Raw genomic sequence first — 19,395 nt, forward strand, 5'->3', positions numbered from 1 at the left:
GCGTCATGACCAAATCGACGTACAGCCGGGCCGATCGTGTGGCAGACCAGATTCGCATGGAAGTGGCCGACATCCTGATGCGGAAGATCAAAGATCCCCGCGTCCGCTCGGTTACCGTGACGGATGTGGAGTTGACCAAAGATCTTCGCATCGCGCGCGTCTTTGTGACGACCATGGAGCAGAATAAAGATGAGCGGTTGGTGTTCGACGGGCTGGCGAAGGCCAGCGGTTTCGTTCGGGCGGAGTTGGGACGGCGTCTGGCATTACGATACCTGCCGGAGCTGATCTTTATGAAAGACATCAGTGGCCCTAGAGCTGACCGAGTCCTGGAGCTGTTGGATGGACTGCACCGCGATCAATCCCACGAAGAGATGTTGGCAGAGACCCCCCACACCGATGTCTAGCAAATGACCATGATCGCCTCGATGGAGCCACGCGCGACTACTGTGCTTCAGGACGGAGTGTTGAACGTCCGCAAGGAAGCCGGGTGGACGTCGCACGATGTGGTGGCTCGCATTCGTGGGAAGTTGCGCGGCATGAAGTTGGGCCATGCCGGAACGCTGGATCCGGCGGCGACCGGTGTCCTGCCGTTGCTCGTCGGGCGTGGAACGCGCATCGCCGAGTATTTGCTGGAGTGGGACAAAACCTATCTCGCCGGATTGCGACTTGGTGAAACCACCGACACGCAAGATGCCACCGGGACAGTGCTCCTGCGCTCACCGATTGAGTCGTTGACGGGAGCCCGTATCCGTGAAGTGGTAGCACAGTTCGAGGGGCGTATTCACCAGCTTCCCCCCATGTACTCTGCAGTGAAAGTCGGGGGAGTTCCTTTATACAAAGCGGCGCGAGCCGGGCGAGAAGTGTCTCGACAGCCTCGTGAAGTCACCGTCTTTCGCCTCGATATCGTGGATATTCAGATTCCCGATGTAACACTCCGGGTGGCCTGCTCCAAAGGGACCTATATCAGAACGCTCTGCGCGGATATCGGGGACAAGTTAGGGGTTGGCGGTCATATGGCGACGTTGGTTCGTGAACGCGTGGGACCGCTGACTGTGGACCAGGCGTTGACGGTGGACGAAGTCGAATCACGGTTGGAGCAAGGCACGCTGGCGGCGTCGATGCTGACGTTGGATCAAGCGCTGCTCGGACTTCCGGCGTGCATCGTGGGAGCGGCGACGGCCGGACGGGTCCTGCACGGCATGCCGGTTCCTAACTCAGAAGTGCTGGCCTGGCATGGTCTGTCCTCGCCTCTCTCTGAGGGGGCGAATCGGGCCATTCGCATCAAGGACGGAGCGGGGCGGTTATTAGCCATCGGCACGATGCCGGAGGGCATGAATGTCGAGGCGCCGGCGGCGAATGCGCAATCGATTGCTGTATCGAAGGTATTGGTCACAGAAGAATCACAGGGTGGTAGTATCGCGAACTCAATAGAGGAGTAGAGACGTATGGCACTGGTAAAAGAAGTGAAAACGGAATTGGTCAAGGGTTTCCAGAAGCATGACAAGGACACCGGATCTCCGGAAGTGCAGATTGCGATCCTGACGAACCGGATTACGTATTTGACGGAACATTTCAAGCTACACAAGAAAGACCACCATTCCCGGCGCGGGCTGTTGACGTTGGTCGGACGTCGTCGTCGGTTGTTGGACTATCTCCGAAAAGTTGAAGAAGCCCGGTATCGCGCCATTCTGGAGCGCCTGGGTATTCGTAAGTAGTCGTGTGAGCGAATCGGCTGCCACCTGCGTGGGTGGCGGCCGAACCATGTGTTGCCCCCGCAGGTGAACACTGAAACAAGTTCAACGACACGGGTCGACATTCAGACGAGGGCAGGGGCTATCGTTGAATGTGCAGGTAGCCGGTTGAACTTATCTCTGTGGGCATCTGTGGGATTTAAACGGAGGAGACCATAGATGAAACATGTTGTAGACATTGAGCTGGCCGGGCGCCGGTTGACGCTGGAGACCGGACGCATCGCGAAGCAGGCGGACGGTGCTATCTGGGCCACGTACGGTGATACTGTTGTGCTCGCAACGGCCGTTGCGTCACAAAATGCCAAACCGGGAGTGGATTTTCTTCCGCTGACCGTGGATTACCAGGAAAAGACGTATGCGGCCGGTAAGATTCCGGGCGGCTATTTTAAGCGGGAAGGTCGGCCTTCCGAGCGGGAAGTGCTCACCAGCCGGTTGATTGACCGGCCGCTCCGCCCGCTCTTTCCTGAAGGCTATTACTTCGAAACGCAAGTCATCGCCTCGGTCTTGTCTGCGGATAAGACAGGCGTGTCGGATGTCATCGGCATTATCGCAGCCTCCGCGGCCTTGGCGGTCTCGTCGATTCCTTTCAACGGGCCGATCGCCGGTGTGAAGATCGGTCGGGTGAACGGGCAGTTCGTGGTGAACCCCGATCTGGAAACCCTGGAAACCAGTGATCTTCATCTCGTCGTGGCGGGCACTGCCGACGCGGTCATGATGGTCGAAGCCGGCGCCAATGAATTGCCGGAAGCGACCATGCTCGAAGCTATCGAACTGGCGCACAGCGAAATTAAGAAAATCGTCGCGAAGATCGAAGAACTGCGCAAGTTGGTCGGCAAGGCGAAGCGGGTCGTGGTGCAGGAGGCGATCGACGCCGCATTGACCGAGCAGGTGCGGGCGTTGGTGGCCGGGCCGATTCGCGAAGCCATCCTCATCCCCAATAAGAGTGCACGGCAGGAACGCCTGGATCAGGTGTTGGCCGAGACGGTTGCGAAGCTCAAGTCGGACGAGCCGAATCGGGACCGGCACGTGAAGATTATTTTCCATGGTCTGGAGTACACAGAAGTTCGTAACATGATTCTCGAAAAGCGGGTGCGTGCCGACGGGCGTGGTCCGGCGGACATTCGACCGATTACCTGCGAAGTCGGAGTCCTGCCGCGTGCACACGGTTCCGCAGTCTTCACCCGCGGAGAAACCCAGAGTTTGGCGGTGGTGACGCTGGGTACAACCGACGATGAGCAGCGCATCGATGCCTTGGAGGGCGAATACATGCGCACCTTCATGCTGCATTATAATTTCCCGCCTTTCAGTGTGGGTGAGGCACGGCCGTTGCGGTCGCCCGGCCGCCGCGAGGTCGGCCATGGGGCCCTTGCCGAGCGCGCGCTCAAGTCGATTATTCCCGGCAAGGACAAGTTCCCCTATACCGTGCGGATTGTTTCGGAAATCCTGGAGTCGAACGGATCTTCTTCCATGGCGACGGTGTGCGGCGGTACGTTGGCGCTTTTGGATGCGGGCGTTCCGATTAAGGAGCCGGTGGCGGGGATCGCGATGGGGTTGATCAAGGAAGGCAATCAGGTGCTGGTTCTGTCCGATATTCTCGGATTGGAGGATCACCTGGGCGATATGGACTTTAAGGTCACGGGAACCAAAAACGGCGTGACGGCGCTTCAGATGGATATCAAGATCGGCGGCATTACCTCCGAATTGATGCGTGAAGCGCTGGCTCAAGCGAAGGCGGGTCGGTTACACATTCTCGGGTGTATGGCCCAGGCGTTGACCGAACCGCGTACCAAGCTGTCAGCGTTCGCTCCGCGCATATTCCCGATGAAGATCAAGCAAGACAAGATCCGCGATGTCATCGGCCCGGGTGGAAAGATGATCCGCAGCATCATCGCGGAGACCGGTGTGAAGATCAATGTCGAAGACACCGGCGATGTGACGATTGCCTCTTCCGATGAAGCATCGGCACAGAAGGCTATCGATATGATCAAGCGCCTGACCGAGGAAGTCGAGGTCGGCAAAATCTATCTCGGAACGGTCCGCAAGATTATGGACTTCGGCGCATTCGTCGAAGTGCTTCCCGGTACGGACGGCTTGGTGCACATTTCCCAGCTGGCCCATCATCGCGTCAAGGCGGTCACCGACGAGGTGTCCGAAGGCGATCAGGTGATGGTGAAGGTGCTGGAAATCGATAAGCAGGGAAAGATTCGCTTGAGCCGGAAGGAAGCCATGCCGGCACCGGCTGGTTCACCTGCCACCGAACCAACACCCGCGGGATAATCGATCGTGTATCGCAAGATCGTTCTCGATAACCGGTTGCGCATTGTGGCCGAGCTGTTGCCGACGTTGAAGTCCGTCACGATCGGTATATGGGTCAACGTCGGATCGCGCGATGAGCAACCGGGGGAAGAGGGGCTGTCTCACTTCCTGGAACATATGTTTTTCAAGGGAACGCGCAGCCGCACGGCGACGCAGATTTCCCGCGAGATCGATGCGCTGGGGGGTGAGATGAATGCGTTCACCACCCGAGAAACGACGACCTTTTACGTGAAGGTGCTGGATCAACAGTTGGAGGCAGCGTTGGAGCTGCTCTCGGATCTGTTCTATCGGTCCCGGTTTGAGTCGAAAGAGGTCGAAAAAGAAAAGCAGGTGGTGCTCGAAGAGATCAGGATGGTTCAGGATGATCCGGAGGATCTGGTTCAAGAGCTTCACATGAAGCATACGCTGGGAAGCCATCCCTTGGGCCGGCCGATCCTGGGGCAGGCACCGAGAATTCAAGCTCTGGGACGGAACGATCTGGTGTCGTACGTTGGTTCGCACTACGATCCGGAGCGCACGGTCGTTGCGGTGGCCGGCAACTTTACCTGGCGCCGTTTAGAGCAGTTGTTGGCGCGGTATTTTTCCGACTCCCACAAAGGTGTGGCCGCCCAGCCAAGCCGTCGTCCGCCTGAGGTGAAAGGTGGGGTGCTGGTTAAGCGCAAAGCTCTTGAGCAGGTCCATCTGTGCTTGGGCCTTCAGGGTCTGAGTGCCGGGCATAAGGATCGATATGCGGCGCATGCGCTCAACGGGGTGTTGGGCGGGAGTGTGAGTTCGCGCCTCTTTCAGGAGGTGCGGGAAAAGCGTGGGCTCGTGTACTCGATCTATTCGTTCTTGTCCACCTATTCCGATGGCGGAATGACCACGGTGTATGCGGGTACGCGCCCGAAAGAGGTTGAGCGTGTCGTGGAAGTTGTCTGCCGGGAGTTGAAGAAGCTCCGGACCCATGGAATCGATGCGAAAGATTTAGCCCGGGTCAAAAATCAAATGAAGGGCAGTCTGATGCTCAGCCTGGAGAGTTCGCACAGCCGCATGAGCAAGTTGGCAAAGGACGAATTGACGCAGGGCAATCACGTGTCGCTCGAGCAGATGATTGCGGAAATCGATCGTGTGACCACCGATCAAGTGTATCGGGTGGCGCAAACGTTACTCGATCAGCGCTGTCTTTCAATTACCGCACTTGGCCCGATTCCGACGAAGAGTCTGCAGTCGTTTGCGTCATAACCGGTCAGGTGCGGGGTATCTGTAGGCGGGTGCACGCGCTGGTCAAGCCGTGAATTGCGGTGATTTGAGCGCGATCACAGGGCTAACTAGTTGAAACGCCGCTTAATTTCAAGTGGTAATGATGGTTGGATTTCGGTAAAACATTTTCTTGACACGTTTGGTGGATTTAAGTACCATGGCCGCGTTTTCATCATATAAGTCTGAATTTATTTCGGCTGCATTACAGGGGAAGGTAAGCAGAGAGAAAGGGGGTGTGCGTCGCACTTCCTCCTCCTAGCGCGTTCTCTGGATTTTTGTTTTTTTCTGAACTCTTTTTTTGGATACTGTGATTCAACGGTTCTCTGGTCATCATTTTTCCAAGGAGGGTAGGGTTATGAATAGGGTCGGAATTCTAGCCGCACTTGCAGTCTCCTCCGTTGTCGGCTTGTTGACCGCCGGTGTTACGTTGGCGGCCGATGCTCCAGCCGGGGGCGGACCGAGCGAAGTCACCACGGGCAGCGGAAAGTTTTTTAAGGGTGAGCCCACCAATACTTTGAAAGGTCGGGTGTGGTCGCAATGGGCAGACAATCCTGATACCGAATTGCTCTTCGGCATCCAGTACTGGAATACTGGTGATCCAGCTTCTGGTGAGGGCGGTGGCCGCTCTTCAACGCAAATGGACGTCAAGCCGCCGGATCCTTTGTTTACCTGCTGCGGCTGGGGATTCACCGGTGGTACGGACAAGAACAATCCTTACGCCGGCTGGTATCATGCAGCGACCACAGTCCGTTTGTCTGTGAAGGATAAGAGTTTGATGGATCAAATCATCAAGGCATCGCAGGAACTCGTCGCGATGGAAGTGACCCTTGACGGTCGGACCATTACCGGATTTAAGGTCTTGAAATAGAATTTATACGCGAGGCGACATTCTTGAGACATTTTTGTCTTCTTTAAGGAGGATGTGATTATGAAGCTTCAAAAGCAGGGGTGGACCTTTATGGCTGCCGTGGCTTTGGTGGTAGGATTTACCTCCACTGCGCTGGCCATTGAGGCGTTCCAGGAACGATTCGAGTGGGGAGATCTGAGCAAGCCCACCACGCTGCAGGGGCGTGTCATCATTCTTGATCCGTACGATGAAGCGGTCTGGCTCAACATCGCTGTGTTCGGCGGCAACGCCGAGAGCGGTCTGTGGTGGCAGAGAGTGCACCCAGGCAAGAACCTCAAATTTTATCCGGCTGACAAGAATGTGTGGGAACAGTTGAAGTCCATGGCGCGTGCGCATTCCGGGCCGGCTGCAGCGAAGGAAGTTCCTCCTGGATCCCCGACCACTCTCGTGGAATTTGTGGCCCAGGAAGTCGAGCAGAATCGCCGCGTGATTTCATCGGTCAAGAAGTTGCCCGAGAATGCCGGCGAAATGGGTAAGCCAAAGAGCATCTCGTCCCTTCGTTTGAAGGAATGTGAAGGGAAGACGGAAGTGGATGCTCCTTGCCACGCCGCGAAGACGCTGCTGAACACGTCCCCGAAGTCTCCTGATGGAGATAAGGTATTGATGCAGTATGATGTGTTATTGCCCAATGGCAAGCCGCTTGCCAACCTGATTCCCTGGACAGCGAAGTACAATCAGGGTGGTGGACATCACTGAGTAGTAAAAGGCCATTGGCCTGAAGTGAGAAGGCGGCATTCCGGAAGGGATGCCGCCTTTTTATTTGGGATATCAAAGGAAGAACGGTCTAAGCCGCGGGAAAGACTATTCCTTCAGCAGCCGTTGTTGCAGCTCAGCGAGCCGATTGAGTGCATCAAGGGGGGTCATGGAGAAGAGATCCATTTGGCGAACCTCCTCAAGCATAGGATGAGGCGCCGGGAGCGTGGCATCAAATTGAAGCGACTGCTGGTTCTCCTGCACTGGCCGTCCGGATGACGAAGAGGACTCAAGTTGAGCAAGGACGGTCTTGGCCCTATGTATCACCTGTTCAGGAAGACCTGCCAGTTGAGCAACATGGATTCCATAGCTGCGATCGGCGCCTCCACGAATAATCTTACGCAGAAATAGTACCTTCCCATCACGCTCCTGAACTGCAACGCAATAGTTCGTGATCCCTTCTCGTAGACTCTCCAATTGGGTCATTTCGTGATAATGGGTCGCGAAGAGCGTGCGCGCGCCGAGACGCTGAGGATCCTGGATGTATTCTGCAATTGCCCAGGCAATGCTCAGCCCGTCGTAGGTGCTCGTGCCGCGTCCGATTTCATCCAGGAGGATCAAGCTGCGAGGTGTGGCGCAGTTGAGGATATGGGCTGATTCCGTCATCTCAACCATGAAGGTACTCTGGCCACCTGCGAGGTTGTCGGAGGCGCCGACTCTGGTGAAAATGCGATCAGTCAGTCCGATGTGGGCTTCCGTGGCGGGGACAAAGCTCCCCATCTGCGCCATCAAGGCAATCAGAGCGACCTGTCTGAGGTAGGTGCTCTTCCCGGCCATGTTGGGGCCGGTCAGAATGTGCAGCCGGCTGGTAGCCAGATCCAGATGGGTATCGTTCGGGATAAATCCACCGGAAAGTTCAAGGCGTTCGACGACCGGGTGTCGTCCTTGAATAATATGAAGTCCATCACCTTCGTCGACGGTTGGTCGCGCGTAGCGATTGAGCGCGGCGGTTTCCGCGAGGGCGGCGATTACATCAAGGGTGGCCAATCGGCGGCTGATCTCCTGAAGACGGGATGTTTCCGCAGCGAGTCGTGTCCGGATTTGTTCGAACAGTGCTTGCTCCAGGGCGGTCAGTTTTGTGTCGGCTCCCGTGACCCGCTCTTCGAGTTCCTTCAACTCGGCAGTCATGAAGCGCTCGGCATTGACCAGAGTTTGCTTGCGGATGTAGTCGGGCGGTACGTTCCCGAGATTGGCCTTTGTGACTTCTATATAGTACCCAAAGACTTGGTTGTATCTGATTTTAAGCGACTCAACGCCGGTCCGTTCACGCTCTTTGGCTTCCAGGCCGGCAATCCAGCCTTTGCCCTCCCGGCTTGCCTTTCGAAGCTCATCGACCTCGGGGTGGAAGCCGCTCTTCAGGATGCTGCCGTCGCGAATTGATACGGGCGCCTCCTGTTCAATGGCTCCTTCGATCAATTCGTAGAGATCCTGAGCGTTGTCCCATGACGACCTCAGGTCGGCGATGAGTGGAGAATCGAGCGCGGATAATTCGGACTGAATGGCGGGGAGCGAAGAGACCGAAATCTTCAGCGCGAGGACGTCTCGCGGATTGGCAACTCCGAGGGACATGCGGCTACAGAGACGGGAAATGTCCTGGACGGTTCGCAAGGCTGTTCGGAGGCGAACTCGTGCGTCGATCTGTCGTTTGAGTTCGTCAACTGCTGTCAGTCGGACCTCGATTGCCGAACTGTTGACCAATGGCCGCAGGAGCCACTCACGGAGCAACCGGCTTCCCATGGCGGTGACGGTACGATCCAGAACGCCCAATAATGTATAGGCGGACTGGTTCGACGATTCTTCCGCGCGACCGGCAGGCCTGACGAGTTCCAGGTTACGGATGGTGACGCTGTCCAGGTGCATGGCGTCACGATCCTGTCTCACGCGTGGCGGACGGATATGGTCGAGCGGAGCCGACGGTTGGGTCTCCCTGACGTAGCGCAACACCGCTGCCCCGGCCTGAATGCCCAGTGTGAGGAGGTGGCAGCCGAAGGCTTCCAGGGAATGTACGTGAAACTGTTCCTGTAACGCGATGCGACCTTGCTCCTGGTCGAACCAGGTTGCAGGTTGCGTGCAGCATCGGGGACCGGTCAGATCGGCAGTCCACTGTAGTTTGCCCGGGGAGAGATCCTCTGGAAACAGCAATTCTTTCGGTTCAAGGCGCGCCAGTTCGTCCCGCAACGCGGCCTCTGCTTGTGGCCCATGAAACTCACTGAGCCAGTAGTCTCCCGTTGAGACTTCAAGCGTAGCAAGGCCGTAGGAACATTCTTTGAGTCCAGTCCCTGCGGAACGAAGGCGCACGGATACCGCGGCCAGCACGTTGGATTCCGTGGAGGGAAGGAATTCGCTGTCGATGAGTGTGCCGGGGGTATAGAGCCGGACGACCTCCCTGCGTACCAGACCCTTGGCGAGTTTGGGATCTTCGACCTGCTCGCACAGGGCGACGGTTCGTCCCGCACGGAGGAGTTTCGCGATGTAATTGGTGGCGGCGTGATAGGGGACACCGCAGAGCGGGATGGGGGTCTCGCTGGATTTATCGCGAGATGTCAGCGCAATGGAGAGAAGCTTGCTCGCCTCCACCGCGTCTTCCTGGAACATTTCATAGAAATCGCCGACACGGAAAAAGAGGATGGCATCGCGATAGGCCTGCTTGATGTCGCGGTATTGCCGCATCAATGGTGTGCCGTCGGCGTCACCCATCGGAAGGCTCTCCCTCCGCCGGAATGTCCGAAGACGTCCCCACGCGACGGGCGGCTTTGTCGAGGGCCTGCCGGAGGCGTTCCAGATCTACCTCGGCCTCCTGCAGCGCCTTGGTTTTTCGCCGAAGTTCGATGCGGCCGCGCACCCAGGCCGGAAACAGCAGAATTCCGGACACTAACAACCCGACGCCGAAGGCCGCCAGAATCGGTTTATAGATCAGGATTGAGGCGGATCGAAGACCGAAAAAATACCGCAGAGTGACTTCCTGCTCCTGGTTCTGCAAAAAAAACGACAGCGCGAGTAGCAGCAGCGTTCCCACCAATATCAATCGGATCAATGCGGGGCCCTCCTTGGCCGGCTCAATTGTACACGGGTTTGCCGAGCCGCTCTAGTGGGGCGATCCGAGGAGAGGCGCGCGCGGAGTGCGTCCAGCAGACGCCGTGCCGCAGGGCCTCTGGCGGTGAGAATTGCGCGGCGGGTTGCCGGAGGGCGGTGCGACAAGTGGACATCGAGCCGGTCCGCCGGAAGGTCGTCGCCCCATCGGTCGGCCCATTCGATGGCCGTGACGGTATGGCCGTCTAAGTAGTCGTTGAGACCGGTGTCTTCGAGTTGAGCGGCGGTCAGCCGGTAAAGATCGGTGTGGACCAGTGGAAGGCGTCCTTGGTATTCGTGGATCAGTGTAAATGTGGGGCTGCTCACGTCCGTTGGTTCGGCGAGCAGTCCGTCTGCGATGCCTTTGACCAGCGAGGTCTTGCCTGCTCCCAGTTCACCGAACAGGGCGAGGACTTCGCCGCCCTGGAGGAGTGCGCCCAGGCAGCGGCCCAGGCGGTGTGTCTGTTGTGGAGATCGAAGCACCATACGGCACGGTTTGCCGACAGGGGGACGCCCCGCCTGTAGCGGGCCGACAGGTGCCGCAGACGATGGCAACGGCTTAGGTGTGTGTGGTCTGCGCGAGGGCATGGGGGATGTGCTGAATGAGATCACTCGCAATCATGCCGGCTTGGCCGAGATGCTGGGCGGCCAAATCTCCGGCCAGACCATGAAAGTAGGTTGCGGCACAGGCAGCGTCCCAAGGGGCCAAGCCTTGAGCGAGCAGTCCGCCGACCATGCCCGTCAAGACATCACCGGTTCCCGCGGTGGCCATGCCGGGATTGCCGGTCGGGCAGATGGCTGCCAGGCCATCCGGGCGCGCAATCACCGTGCGGGCCCCTTTGAGAATGACAAAGACGCCGCGTTCCCGCGCAAATCTCGTTGCCGTGCCAAGACGATCTTCATTGACTGATTGTGTGGTCGCCTCGGCTTCCAATCTGGCCATCTCGCCGGGATGAGGGGTGATAATCGGTGGTCGTTTGCACTCGGTCAGTAGCGAGGACTTTCCTGCCAATGCATTCAATGCATCGGCATCGAGTACGCAAGGCTTGTCGATTCGCTTCACGAATTCCTGCACCAGTTCGACGGTCTCAGGATGGGTGGTCAGGCCCGGTCCGATCGCGACGGCATCCCTGGCGCCGCCGAACGCGAGCAAGCGTTCCAAGCCGGAACGCGCGAAGGTCCGGGCTTTGGTCTCCGGCATCGGGAGGGTCATCACTTCGAGGAGTTTGGCTTCCAGAATATCATTGGCGCTCGACGGGATCGCGGCCGTCACCAGGCCGGTTCCGATGCGCAGGGCTGAGAGCGCTGCCATGGCCGCGGCGCCTGTCTTGCCGACCGAGCCGGCGATGACGCCGAGGTGGCCGTAGGTGCCTTTGTGTGCCGAGGGGCGTCGTGGGGGGAGTGCCGCGCGCATGGCCCTATCGGTCAGCAGCATCAGCCGACTTCCGACGGAGTCGACAAACGAGGCGGGAATCCCAATATCCACGAGTCGAACCGTTCCGGCGCAATCGATGCCGGATCCACTATAGAGTCCTGCTTTCGGTAACCCGAAGGTCACCGTGAGATCGGCGCGTACGGCGGCTCCCAGCACCGCTCCGGTATCGGCATGCAGGCCTGATGGAAGATCGACGGCCACGGTCGGGCGGCCTGAGGCGGTCATGGCCTCGATCGCATCACGATAGAGTCCGGTGACGGGGGTGGAGAGGCCGGTGCCTAGAATCGCATCGACGAGAATATCGCCGCTCGCCAACCGCCGTTGTATGGCCTCGACGTCAGTAGGGCTTGTGACGGCCGATTTCCCTGCCGACCGGAGAAAGCGCTGGTACATCGTCTTTGCATCGCGACTGAGATCGTCGGGGGACGCGAGCAGCAGGATGTGGACGCGGGCTTGTTTTCGTCGTAACAGCCGCCCGACGACAAAACCGTCTCCCCCGTTATTCCCCTTGCCGCAGAGGATGATGACCGATTTTTCGGCGAGTGGGGCGTACCGGGCTTCGAGTTGGGTGACGACCCCCGCTCCGGCTCGTTCCATCAGCGTCAGGGACGGCACTGAGGCTTCCGTGATGGTCCGCTGATCCAGGGCTCGCATTTGCTCGGCGGTTACGATCGGTATCATATGTTCTGTGACTCCCGGTCGGTTTCTCGCGGCGAGGCTGAGAGCCCGTGCCGTGGTGCTGTTCGAATTAGGCTATTAATTCTTTCATTTCGCGCACCGCCTGGACCAATCCGACCATGACGGATCGGGCGATGATGCTGTGGCCGATGTTGAATTCCACAATCTCGGGCAACTTGGCGAGTCGTTTCACATTTTTGTAGGTCAAGCCATGCCCGGCGTTCACGCCGAGGCCGAGCTTGTAGGCCAGTTTGGCTGCCTGGGTAATGGCTTCGAATTCCTCGTCTTCCTCCTTCGACCGCTTGGCGTTGGAGTAGCGGCCGGTATGTAACTCGACATAGGCTGCGCCGATTTTGTGCGCCGCCTTGATTTGGTCGAGGCTCGGTTCGACAAACAGGCTTGTTGGGATGCCTCCGTCCCGGAGCAGATCGACGATTTTCTGAATGCGATCGCGGTGGTTGGCGACATCGAGGCCGCCTTCGGTGGTCAGTTCTTGGCGGCGTTCCGGGACGAGTGTCACCAGATCCGGTTTCACGCTCAGGGCGATCTTGGCCATGGCGTCGTCGGCGGCCATCTCCAGGTCCAGTTTGGTTCGCACGATTTCCCGCAGCATGGTGAGGTCTCGATCTTGAATATGCCGGCGGTCTTCCCGCAGATGCACGACCAGGCCATCCGCCCCGGCTAATTCCACAAGAAGGGCTGCGGTCAGCGGGTCAGGATCGGTCCCTCCGCGCGCCTGCCGGAGTGTCGCTACATGATCGATATTTACACCCAGTCGAGCCATTACGCCTCCGCGATTTCCCTGCATATCATAGGAGAAAGATTTCGGAACTGGTCGAAATTCATAGACAATTCTCTCGTTACTGAGGCATTATTAACAGAAGACGGTATGGGGGAGCAAGGAGCCAGGTTGTGGGAAGCCTCACTGTTTTGAGTGTGACCACGGTAGGGCGTTCGTGCCCAAGTCCTGACAATCGTAGCGAAATTGACTCGTTTTGAGGCCTCCATTAAAATACGCCCCTTTCAGAGGCATGGCGACCGAATCTGTTCGGCAGAGGACCCGCCTGTAGGAGTCTGACAAATTCATGGCGATCGGCGACGGATTTTACCGCATTAAACGACTTCCCCCCTACGTATTTGCACAAGTACAAACCCTGAAACTTGAGGCGCGTCAGCGGGGCGAGGATATCATCGACTTCGGCATGGGCAATCCCGATCAGCCGACGCCGCCTCATATCGTCGACAAGTTGATCGAGGCGTCGAAGAAGGCCAAGAATCACCGTTATTCGGCCTCTCGCGGGATCACGAAGCTGCGTCATGCGATTACCGGTTGGTATAAGCGCAATTACGATGTGGATTTGGATCCCGAGACCGAAGCGATCGTGACGATCGGTTCCAAGGAAGGCATTGCCCACTTGGCGCTGGCCACGATCGGGCCAGGCGATGTGGTGCTGACGCCCACGCCCACCTATCCCATCCATATGTACAGTTTTATCATCGCCGGCGGGGAAGTGCGCGGGATTGAACTGCGGCAGGACAGCGATTTTTTCGACGACCTGTTGCGTGTCTATCGCCAAACCCTCCCGCGTCCGCGTATTCTCGTGATCAATTTCCCGCACAATCCGACGACCGCCGTGGTCGATCTTGAGTTTTTCAAGAAGATCGTCGCGTTTGCCAAGGAACACGACGTGATTGTGATTCATGACCTGGCCTATGCCGATATCGCGTTCGACGGCTATAAGGCGCCGAGTTTTCTACAGGTGCCGGAAGCGAAGGATGTGGGCGTGGAGTTTTATACCCTCTCCAAGGCCTACAACATGCCCGGCTGGAGAGTCGGATTCTGCGTCGGTAACCGCGAAGTAGTCGGCGCGCTCGCGAAGCTGAAGAGCTATCTCGACTACGGAATTTTTCAGCCGATTCAGATTGCCAGTACGGTGGCGTTGAATGGCCCACAGGACTGCGTCAAGGAAGTCGTGCAGCGGTATCAAAACCGTCGCAATGTGCTTGTGAACGGGCTGAATCGTATCGGCTGGCCGGTGGCACTACCCCGCGCGACCATGTTCGTCTGGGCTCGTATTCCGGACCCGTTCCGGCATATGGGATCGCTGGAGTTTTCGAAGCTGCTTCTTCGGGAAGCCAAGGTCGCGGTGTCGCCAGGAATCGGGTTCGGAGAGGGTGGAGATGAATTCGTGCGGTTTGCGCTGGTGGAAAATGAACATCGCACGCGGCAGGCTTTGCGCGGGATCCGCAAAGTGCTGAATTTGGATGACCAGGAATCATGAAGAGTGAGATCGGCGTCGGGTTAATCGGATTTGGAACGGTCGGCACCGGTGTGGCTCGGGTGCTGATCGAAAATGCTGAGCTGATTCGTCGGCGGGTGGGCGTGCCCGTCAAGCTGGTTCGCATCGCGGACCTCGACATCACGCGCGATCGCGGCACTGCGATTCCTCCGGGCGTGCTCACGACGGATATTCAGCAAGTCGTCACGGATCCACGGGTGGATATCGTCATCGAATTGATCGGCGGCTATGACTTCGCCAAGCGCGTGATTCTGGATGCCATTCAGCGTGGTAAACATGTAGTCACGGCCAACAAGGCCTTGCTGGCCGTGCATGGTGAAGAGATCTTTGCCGCGGCGTCGCGTCAAGGCATCGACCTCGGCTTCGAGGCGAGCGTGGGCGGCGGAATTCCAGTCATCCGCGCATTGATGGAAGGATTGGCTGCGAATAATATTCAGTCGATCTATGGCATCATCAACGGCACCTCGAACTATATTCTCAGCCGGATGACCAGTGAAGGGCAGCGTTTTGACGTGGTGTTGGAGGAGGCGAAACGTGCCGGCTACGCAGAGGCCGACCCCACGTTCGATGTGGCGGGCATTGATTCGGCGCACAAACTGACCATCATGGTCAGTCTGGCTTACGGCACGCCTGTCAATTTCAAAGAGATCTACACAGAAGGTATCACCGGGCTCACGCCGCTCGACATTGCCTACGCGAAGGAGTTCGGGTTTACCATCAAGCTGCTGGCGATCGCAAAATACTCCGAGGGCGAGATCGAGGCACGCGTGCATCCGACGATGGTGCCGTCGGCTTCCCAAATCGCCAAGGTCGACGGTGTCTACAATGCGATCCAGCTGGTGGGCGATGCCGTCGAAGATGTGGTGCTGTATGGTCGGGGCGCGGGGTCGATGCCGACGGGAAGTGCGGTCGTGAGCGATGTCATGGCCATCGCGCGCAATCTCCTCAAAGATGCCGCCGGGCGTGTCCCGCCTGCATCCTATCAGCCCGATCAGCGTCGGCCGTTGCGCATGCGGCCGATGGAAGAAATAACCTCGCTCTACTACATTCGCTTTATGGTGGTCGATCGGCCGGGCGTCTTGTCGCAGATTGCCGGAGTCCTGGGTCGTTATGGGATCAGCATTTCGTCGGTGTTGCAGCAGGGACGCAAAGAGGGGCAGACGGTGCCGGTCGTCATCATGACACATATGGCAAAGGAGCGGGACATTCAGAACGCGCTCCGTGAAATCAACCCCATGTCCTACATCTCCGAGCCCACGACGCTGATCAGGGTCGAAGGGCGGGATGAATGAAGGGGGCTCTCCGGCTTGCTGAGAGGATGGTTGAGTAGACTCTTATGATTCGTTGGCGTGGGATCATCGAAGAATACCGGAAGTTCCTGCCGGTCACGGCCCAGACACCCGTGATCACGCTGGGCGAAGGCCATACTCCACTCATCCGCGCGGCGCGGCTTGCGAAGAAGATCGCTCCGGGGATTGATCTGTATCTGAAGTATGAAGGCATGAACCCCACCGGATCCTTCAAGGATCGCGGCATGACTATGGCGATTTCCAAGGCTGTCGAAGGGGGCGCGCGGGCGGTCATTTGCGCCTCCACCGGAAATACGTCTGCCTCCGCTGCCGCGTACGGGGCCAGGGCGGGTATTGCCGTGTACGTGCTCATTCCGGCCGGTAAGATCGCCCTGGGGAAATTGTCGCAGGCGATGATGCACCAGGCCACGGTCATTCAAGTCGAAGGGAATTTTGACCAGGCGTTGACCATCGTCAAAGAGCTGTCGGCCACGTATCCCGTTGAGTTGGTCAATTCTCTGAACCCCTTCCGGATCGAGGGGCAGAAAACGGCGGCCATGGAGATTTGCGACGATCTCGGCGATGCACCGGCTATGCATGTACTTCCTGTAGGGAATGCAGGTAATATCACCGCCTATTGGAACGGCTATCGGGAGTATCGTGCGGCCAATCAGACGACGCGGTTGCCTCGGATGATGGGATTTCAGGCCGCCGGTGCGGCGCCGATTGTCTTAGGCCATATCGTCGAAGAGCCACAGACGGTGGCTACGGCGATCCGAATCGGCAATCCGGCCAGTTGGCAATCGGCCCTCACGGCGGTGAAGGAGTCGTCCGGTGCCATCGATATGGTCTCCGATGAAGAAATTCTGCATGCCTATGCCCTGGTGGCCAGTGAGGAAGGCGTCTTTTGTGAACCAGCATCCGCTACGTCCGTGGCCGGTGTCATTAAGTTGAGTCAGGCCGGACAATTAAAAGAAGGTACCACGGTTGTGTGTACGTTGACCGGGCATGGTTTGAAGGATGCCGATACGGCGATCGGCATTTCACGACAGCCTCAAACAGTGAGAGCCACCCGCGATGATGTGGCCCGCCTCCTTCATGTCTGATTACCTCAGGAACATTGCATGAAATATTTGATCCTGCATGCCGACGGGATGGCAGATCTCGCGTGTCCGGAACTCGGTGGAAAAACCCCGCTTCAAGCGGCCGCAACTCCGAACCTTGACCAGATCGCCCAGCGTGGCGAGGTGGGGTTGTTGAGCCTTCCCTCGGAAGCCGGAGCCGCTGGAAGTGATGTCACCAGTGTGGCTGTGCTGGGATATGATCCGAAAAAGTATTATCCGGGCCCAGGCCCACTGGAGGCGGCCGGTCTCGGCGTCACGGTGGGTGAGCAGGACGTGGTGTTCCGGTGCACCATGGTGACGGTGCGGGGGGAGTCTGCCTCCGGTAGCAAAGATCGAGCAACCGACATCAAGAAACTCGGGCCGCATGTCCTCATGGAGGACGCGACCGCCGGTCTCATTGACACGGAGCAGGCTCGTGAGTTGCTCGAAGCGGTGAATGAACAGCTTGGCTCGGAGTCGATTCAGTTTTACCCCGGTTCCGGGCATCGGCACCTTATGGTCTGGGTCGGAGGGAAATCCCGCGCGACGTGTCTCGATCCGCAACCGTTGGTCGGCCGGTCGATCGCCGATGCGTTACCGAGCGGTGACGGCGCCGACGTGCTGCGCAAGATCATGGATGCGGCGTTTTTCATCCTGCGCGACCATCCGGTGAATGAGGAACGTGAGCAGGAGGGGTTGAAGCCCGCCAATTGCCTGTGGTTGTGGGGCCAGGGCCGTGCCGCCGTGTGGCCGCCCTTGCCGGAGCGATACCAGATCGCCGGTGTGGTGGTGTCATCCAGTGATGTCCATCGTGGAGTTGGGGTGTGCGCCGGGTTGGATGCGGTCGAGCTTCCGCTTGCCGACGGAAACGATGCGAATGAGTTCACGGGTTGCGTCCAAACGGCGGTGCAGGAATTGGGCAGGAAGGATTTCGTCTATCTGCATGCCGGGCTTTCCGACGACGTGTTGCATGCGACGGATGTCCAGGAGAAGGTGCGGGCCATTGAGCGGTTCGATACTCAGGTCGTCGGGCCGATTCTTTCTGCACTGGCGGCGCATCCAGCCTATCGGTTGCTGGTCGTGTGTGATCCCGGCCTCTCGAAGGGCCACGGTTCTGAGGTTCCGCCGATCCTGTATGCGCTGTGTGATAGTGCCGCCAAGCCGTCGGCCGGAGTCACCAAGCGGTTTCACGAGCAGGATGCGAATATCGCCGGGACCGCGCCTCGCGATGCCACGAAGTTGATGTTGCGATTATTCCCGCGCGGAGTATAGAGCTGTGGCGCTGATCGTTCAAAAATACGGGGGAACATCCGTCGGGACGGTCGAACGGATTCATCGTGTCGCCGAACGTGTCGAACGCGCTCAGAAAGGCGGCCACCAGGTGGTGGTGGTGTTGTCGGCCATGAGCGGAGAAACTGATCGACTGCTGAAGTTGGCGCATGAAGTTACCGGTGCGCCTGACGAACGGGAATTGGACATGCTGCTCTCGACGGGGGAGCGGGTGACGATTGCGTTGCTTGCCATGGAACTCCGGGGCCGAGGGGTGAATGCCCGCTCCTTCACGGGACGGCAGGTCGGCATTCACACGGACAGCGCACACACCAAAGCTAGAATTTCACGCGTCACGGCCGATCGAATCAAGGAAGCGTTGTCTGCGGGCGTGATCCCCGTTGTGGCAGGATTCCAGGGCATTAACGCCAGCTCGGATGTCACGACGCTGGGCCGGGGCGGGTCCGATCTAACAGCCGTTGCGCTGGCAGCGGCGCTCAAGGCCGACCGCTGCATTATTTATACGGATGTGGATGGTGTCTACACTGCCGATCCGAACATCGTGCCGGCTGCGCGGCGTCTGGAGAAGATCTCCTACGAAGAGATGTTGGAAATGGCCAGCCTCGGCGCCAAGGTGCTGCAGAGTCGCTCGGTAGAGTTTGCGGCCAAGTACTCCGTGCCGGTAGAGGTCAATTCAAGTTTCAAAGAAGGAAAGGGAACGCTCGTGACACGTGAAGATGCCGATATGGAAGGGGTCATGGTGTCGGGTGTGACGGGGGACCGCAATCAGGCCAAGATTACGATTGTTGGTGTGCCGGATCGGCCAGGGATCGCCGCGCGCGTGTTCGGGGCCGTGGCCAATGCCAACATCGTGGTGGATATGATCATCCAAAACGTCAGCCAGGCCTCCACAACCGACATTTCGTTCACGGTTCCCAAAGCCGATTTGCGCAATGCCGTCGATCTCGTCCAGCGCCTGTCCGAAGAGATCGGCGCCCGATCCGTGGCTGTGACGGAATCCATCGCCAAGGTGTCGCTCATCGGGGTGGGTATGCGGTCGCATTCCGGAGTGGCGGCAAAAATGTTTGAGGTGCTCTCCCGCGAAGGCGTGAACATTATGATGATCAGCACGTCGGAAATTAAGATTTCCTGTGTCATCGAGGAAAAGTATTTGGAATTGGCCATGCGCACGCTTCATACGGCGTTCGGCCTGGATCGGGTTTCGGCGCCTGCCCTGGGCTAATCTGTCAGAAGCGCGCCAACGAGCGGCCTGGTGTCTCCTCGAC

The 19,395-nt window shown here is 58.3% G+C and carries 17 protein-coding genes; 12 read left to right on the top strand and 5 right to left on the bottom strand.

All coding sequences use genetic code 11. The features are described from left to right. Window positions 1–5 precede the first annotated feature (5 nt). The 7 genes from rbfA to H8K11_03420 all read left to right on the top strand — a co-directional run bounded on the left by rbfA (window position 6) and on the right by H8K11_03420 (window position 6,909). Window positions 6–404: a 30S ribosome-binding factor RbfA gene (gene rbfA / locus H8K11_03390; protein MCS6262776.1), complete on the top strand. Its 399-nt coding sequence runs from the start codon at window positions 6–8 to the stop codon at window positions 402–404. A 3-nt stretch (window positions 405–407) separates the two neighbouring features. Further along, window positions 408–1,439, top strand: coding sequence for a tRNA pseudouridine(55) synthase TruB (gene truB, locus H8K11_03395; GenBank protein MCS6262777.1), 1,032 nt, complete (start codon window positions 408–410; stop codon window positions 1,437–1,439). Between the two features lie 6 nt (window positions 1,440–1,445). After that, window positions 1,446–1,715 (top strand): 30S ribosomal protein S15, encoded by a 270-nt coding sequence (gene rpsO / locus H8K11_03400; protein ID MCS6262778.1) that lies wholly within the window; start codon window positions 1,446–1,448, stop codon window positions 1,713–1,715. A gap of 195 nt (window positions 1,716–1,910) precedes the next feature. After that, the gene (pnp, locus tag H8K11_03405; protein MCS6262779.1) at window positions 1,911–4,028 is read left to right on the top strand and encodes a polyribonucleotide nucleotidyltransferase; all 2,118 of its coding nucleotides are present in this window, start codon (window positions 1,911–1,913) and stop codon (window positions 4,026–4,028) included. A 6-nt stretch (window positions 4,029–4,034) separates the two neighbouring features. Further along, window positions 4,035–5,288: an insulinase family protein gene (locus H8K11_03410; GenBank protein MCS6262780.1), complete on the top strand. Its 1,254-nt coding sequence runs from the start codon at window positions 4,035–4,037 to the stop codon at window positions 5,286–5,288. 373 nt (window positions 5,289–5,661) lie between these two features. Next, window positions 5,662–6,174 (top strand): hypothetical protein, encoded by a 513-nt coding sequence (locus H8K11_03415; GenBank protein ID MCS6262781.1) that lies wholly within the window; start codon window positions 5,662–5,664, stop codon window positions 6,172–6,174. Between the two features lie 60 nt (window positions 6,175–6,234). Next, window positions 6,235–6,909, top strand: coding sequence for a hypothetical protein (locus H8K11_03420; GenBank protein MCS6262782.1), 675 nt, complete (start codon window positions 6,235–6,237; stop codon window positions 6,907–6,909). Window positions 6,910–7,014: 105 nt separating this feature from the next. Here H8K11_03420 and mutS read toward each other — a convergent pair whose 3' ends face one another. The 5 genes from mutS to H8K11_03445 all read right to left on the bottom strand — a co-directional run bounded on the left by mutS (window position 7,015) and on the right by H8K11_03445 (window position 12,932). Then, the gene (gene mutS, locus H8K11_03425) at window positions 7,015–9,663 is read right to left on the bottom strand and encodes a DNA mismatch repair protein MutS (GenBank protein ID MCS6262783.1); all 2,649 of its coding nucleotides are present in this window, start codon (window positions 9,661–9,663) and stop codon (window positions 7,015–7,017) included. Continuing rightward, window positions 9,656–10,000, bottom strand: coding sequence for a LapA family protein (locus tag H8K11_03430; protein ID MCS6262784.1), 345 nt, complete (start codon window positions 9,998–10,000; stop codon window positions 9,656–9,658). Before H8K11_03430 ends, mutS begins: the two co-directional genes overlap by 8 nt. Next, on the bottom strand, window positions 9,997–10,521 hold the full coding sequence (tsaE, locus tag H8K11_03435; GenBank protein ID MCS6262785.1) for a tRNA (adenosine(37)-N6)-threonylcarbamoyltransferase complex ATPase subunit type 1 TsaE: 525 nt from the start codon (window positions 10,519–10,521) through the stop codon (window positions 9,997–9,999). The genes H8K11_03430 and tsaE overlap by 4 nt, the downstream gene beginning before the upstream one ends. A gap of 73 nt (window positions 10,522–10,594) precedes the next feature. Continuing rightward, a complete protein-coding gene (locus tag H8K11_03440; protein MCS6262786.1) occupies window positions 10,595–12,151 on the bottom strand; it encodes an NAD(P)H-hydrate dehydratase in 1,557 nt (518 codons plus the stop codon). Window positions 12,152–12,218: 67 nt separating this feature from the next. After that, a complete protein-coding gene (locus tag H8K11_03445) occupies window positions 12,219–12,932 on the bottom strand; it encodes a pyridoxine 5'-phosphate synthase (protein ID MCS6262787.1) in 714 nt (237 codons plus the stop codon). A 301-nt stretch (window positions 12,933–13,233) separates the two neighbouring features. Here H8K11_03445 and alaC point away from each other — a divergent pair, with 301 nt between their 5' ends. Genes alaC through H8K11_03470 form a run of 5 tightly spaced genes read left to right on the top strand, consistent with a single transcriptional unit; the run spans window position 13,234 to window position 19,352 of the window. After that, complete coding sequence (gene alaC, locus H8K11_03450) at window positions 13,234–14,430, top strand: alanine transaminase (protein MCS6262788.1); 1,197 nt, start codon at window positions 13,234–13,236, stop codon at window positions 14,428–14,430. After that, the gene (locus H8K11_03455; GenBank protein ID MCS6262789.1) at window positions 14,427–15,740 is read left to right on the top strand and encodes a homoserine dehydrogenase; all 1,314 of its coding nucleotides are present in this window, start codon (window positions 14,427–14,429) and stop codon (window positions 15,738–15,740) included. Before alaC ends, H8K11_03455 begins: the two co-directional genes overlap by 4 nt. Before the next feature lie 44 nt (window positions 15,741–15,784). After that, the gene (locus H8K11_03460; protein MCS6262790.1) at window positions 15,785–16,843 is read left to right on the top strand and encodes a threonine synthase; all 1,059 of its coding nucleotides are present in this window, start codon (window positions 15,785–15,787) and stop codon (window positions 16,841–16,843) included. A gap of 18 nt (window positions 16,844–16,861) precedes the next feature. Beyond that, a complete protein-coding gene (locus H8K11_03465) occupies window positions 16,862–18,112 on the top strand; it encodes a phosphoglycerate mutase (GenBank protein MCS6262791.1) in 1,251 nt (416 codons plus the stop codon). Between the two features lie 4 nt (window positions 18,113–18,116). Beyond that, window positions 18,117–19,352, top strand: coding sequence for an aspartate kinase (locus H8K11_03470; protein ID MCS6262792.1), 1,236 nt, complete (start codon window positions 18,117–18,119; stop codon window positions 19,350–19,352). The last annotated feature ends 43 nt before the right edge of the window (window positions 19,353–19,395 follow it).

This window comes from Nitrospira sp. (assembly GCA_024998565.1).
GTDB lineage: Bacteria > Nitrospirota > Nitrospiria > Nitrospirales > Nitrospiraceae > Nitrospira_A.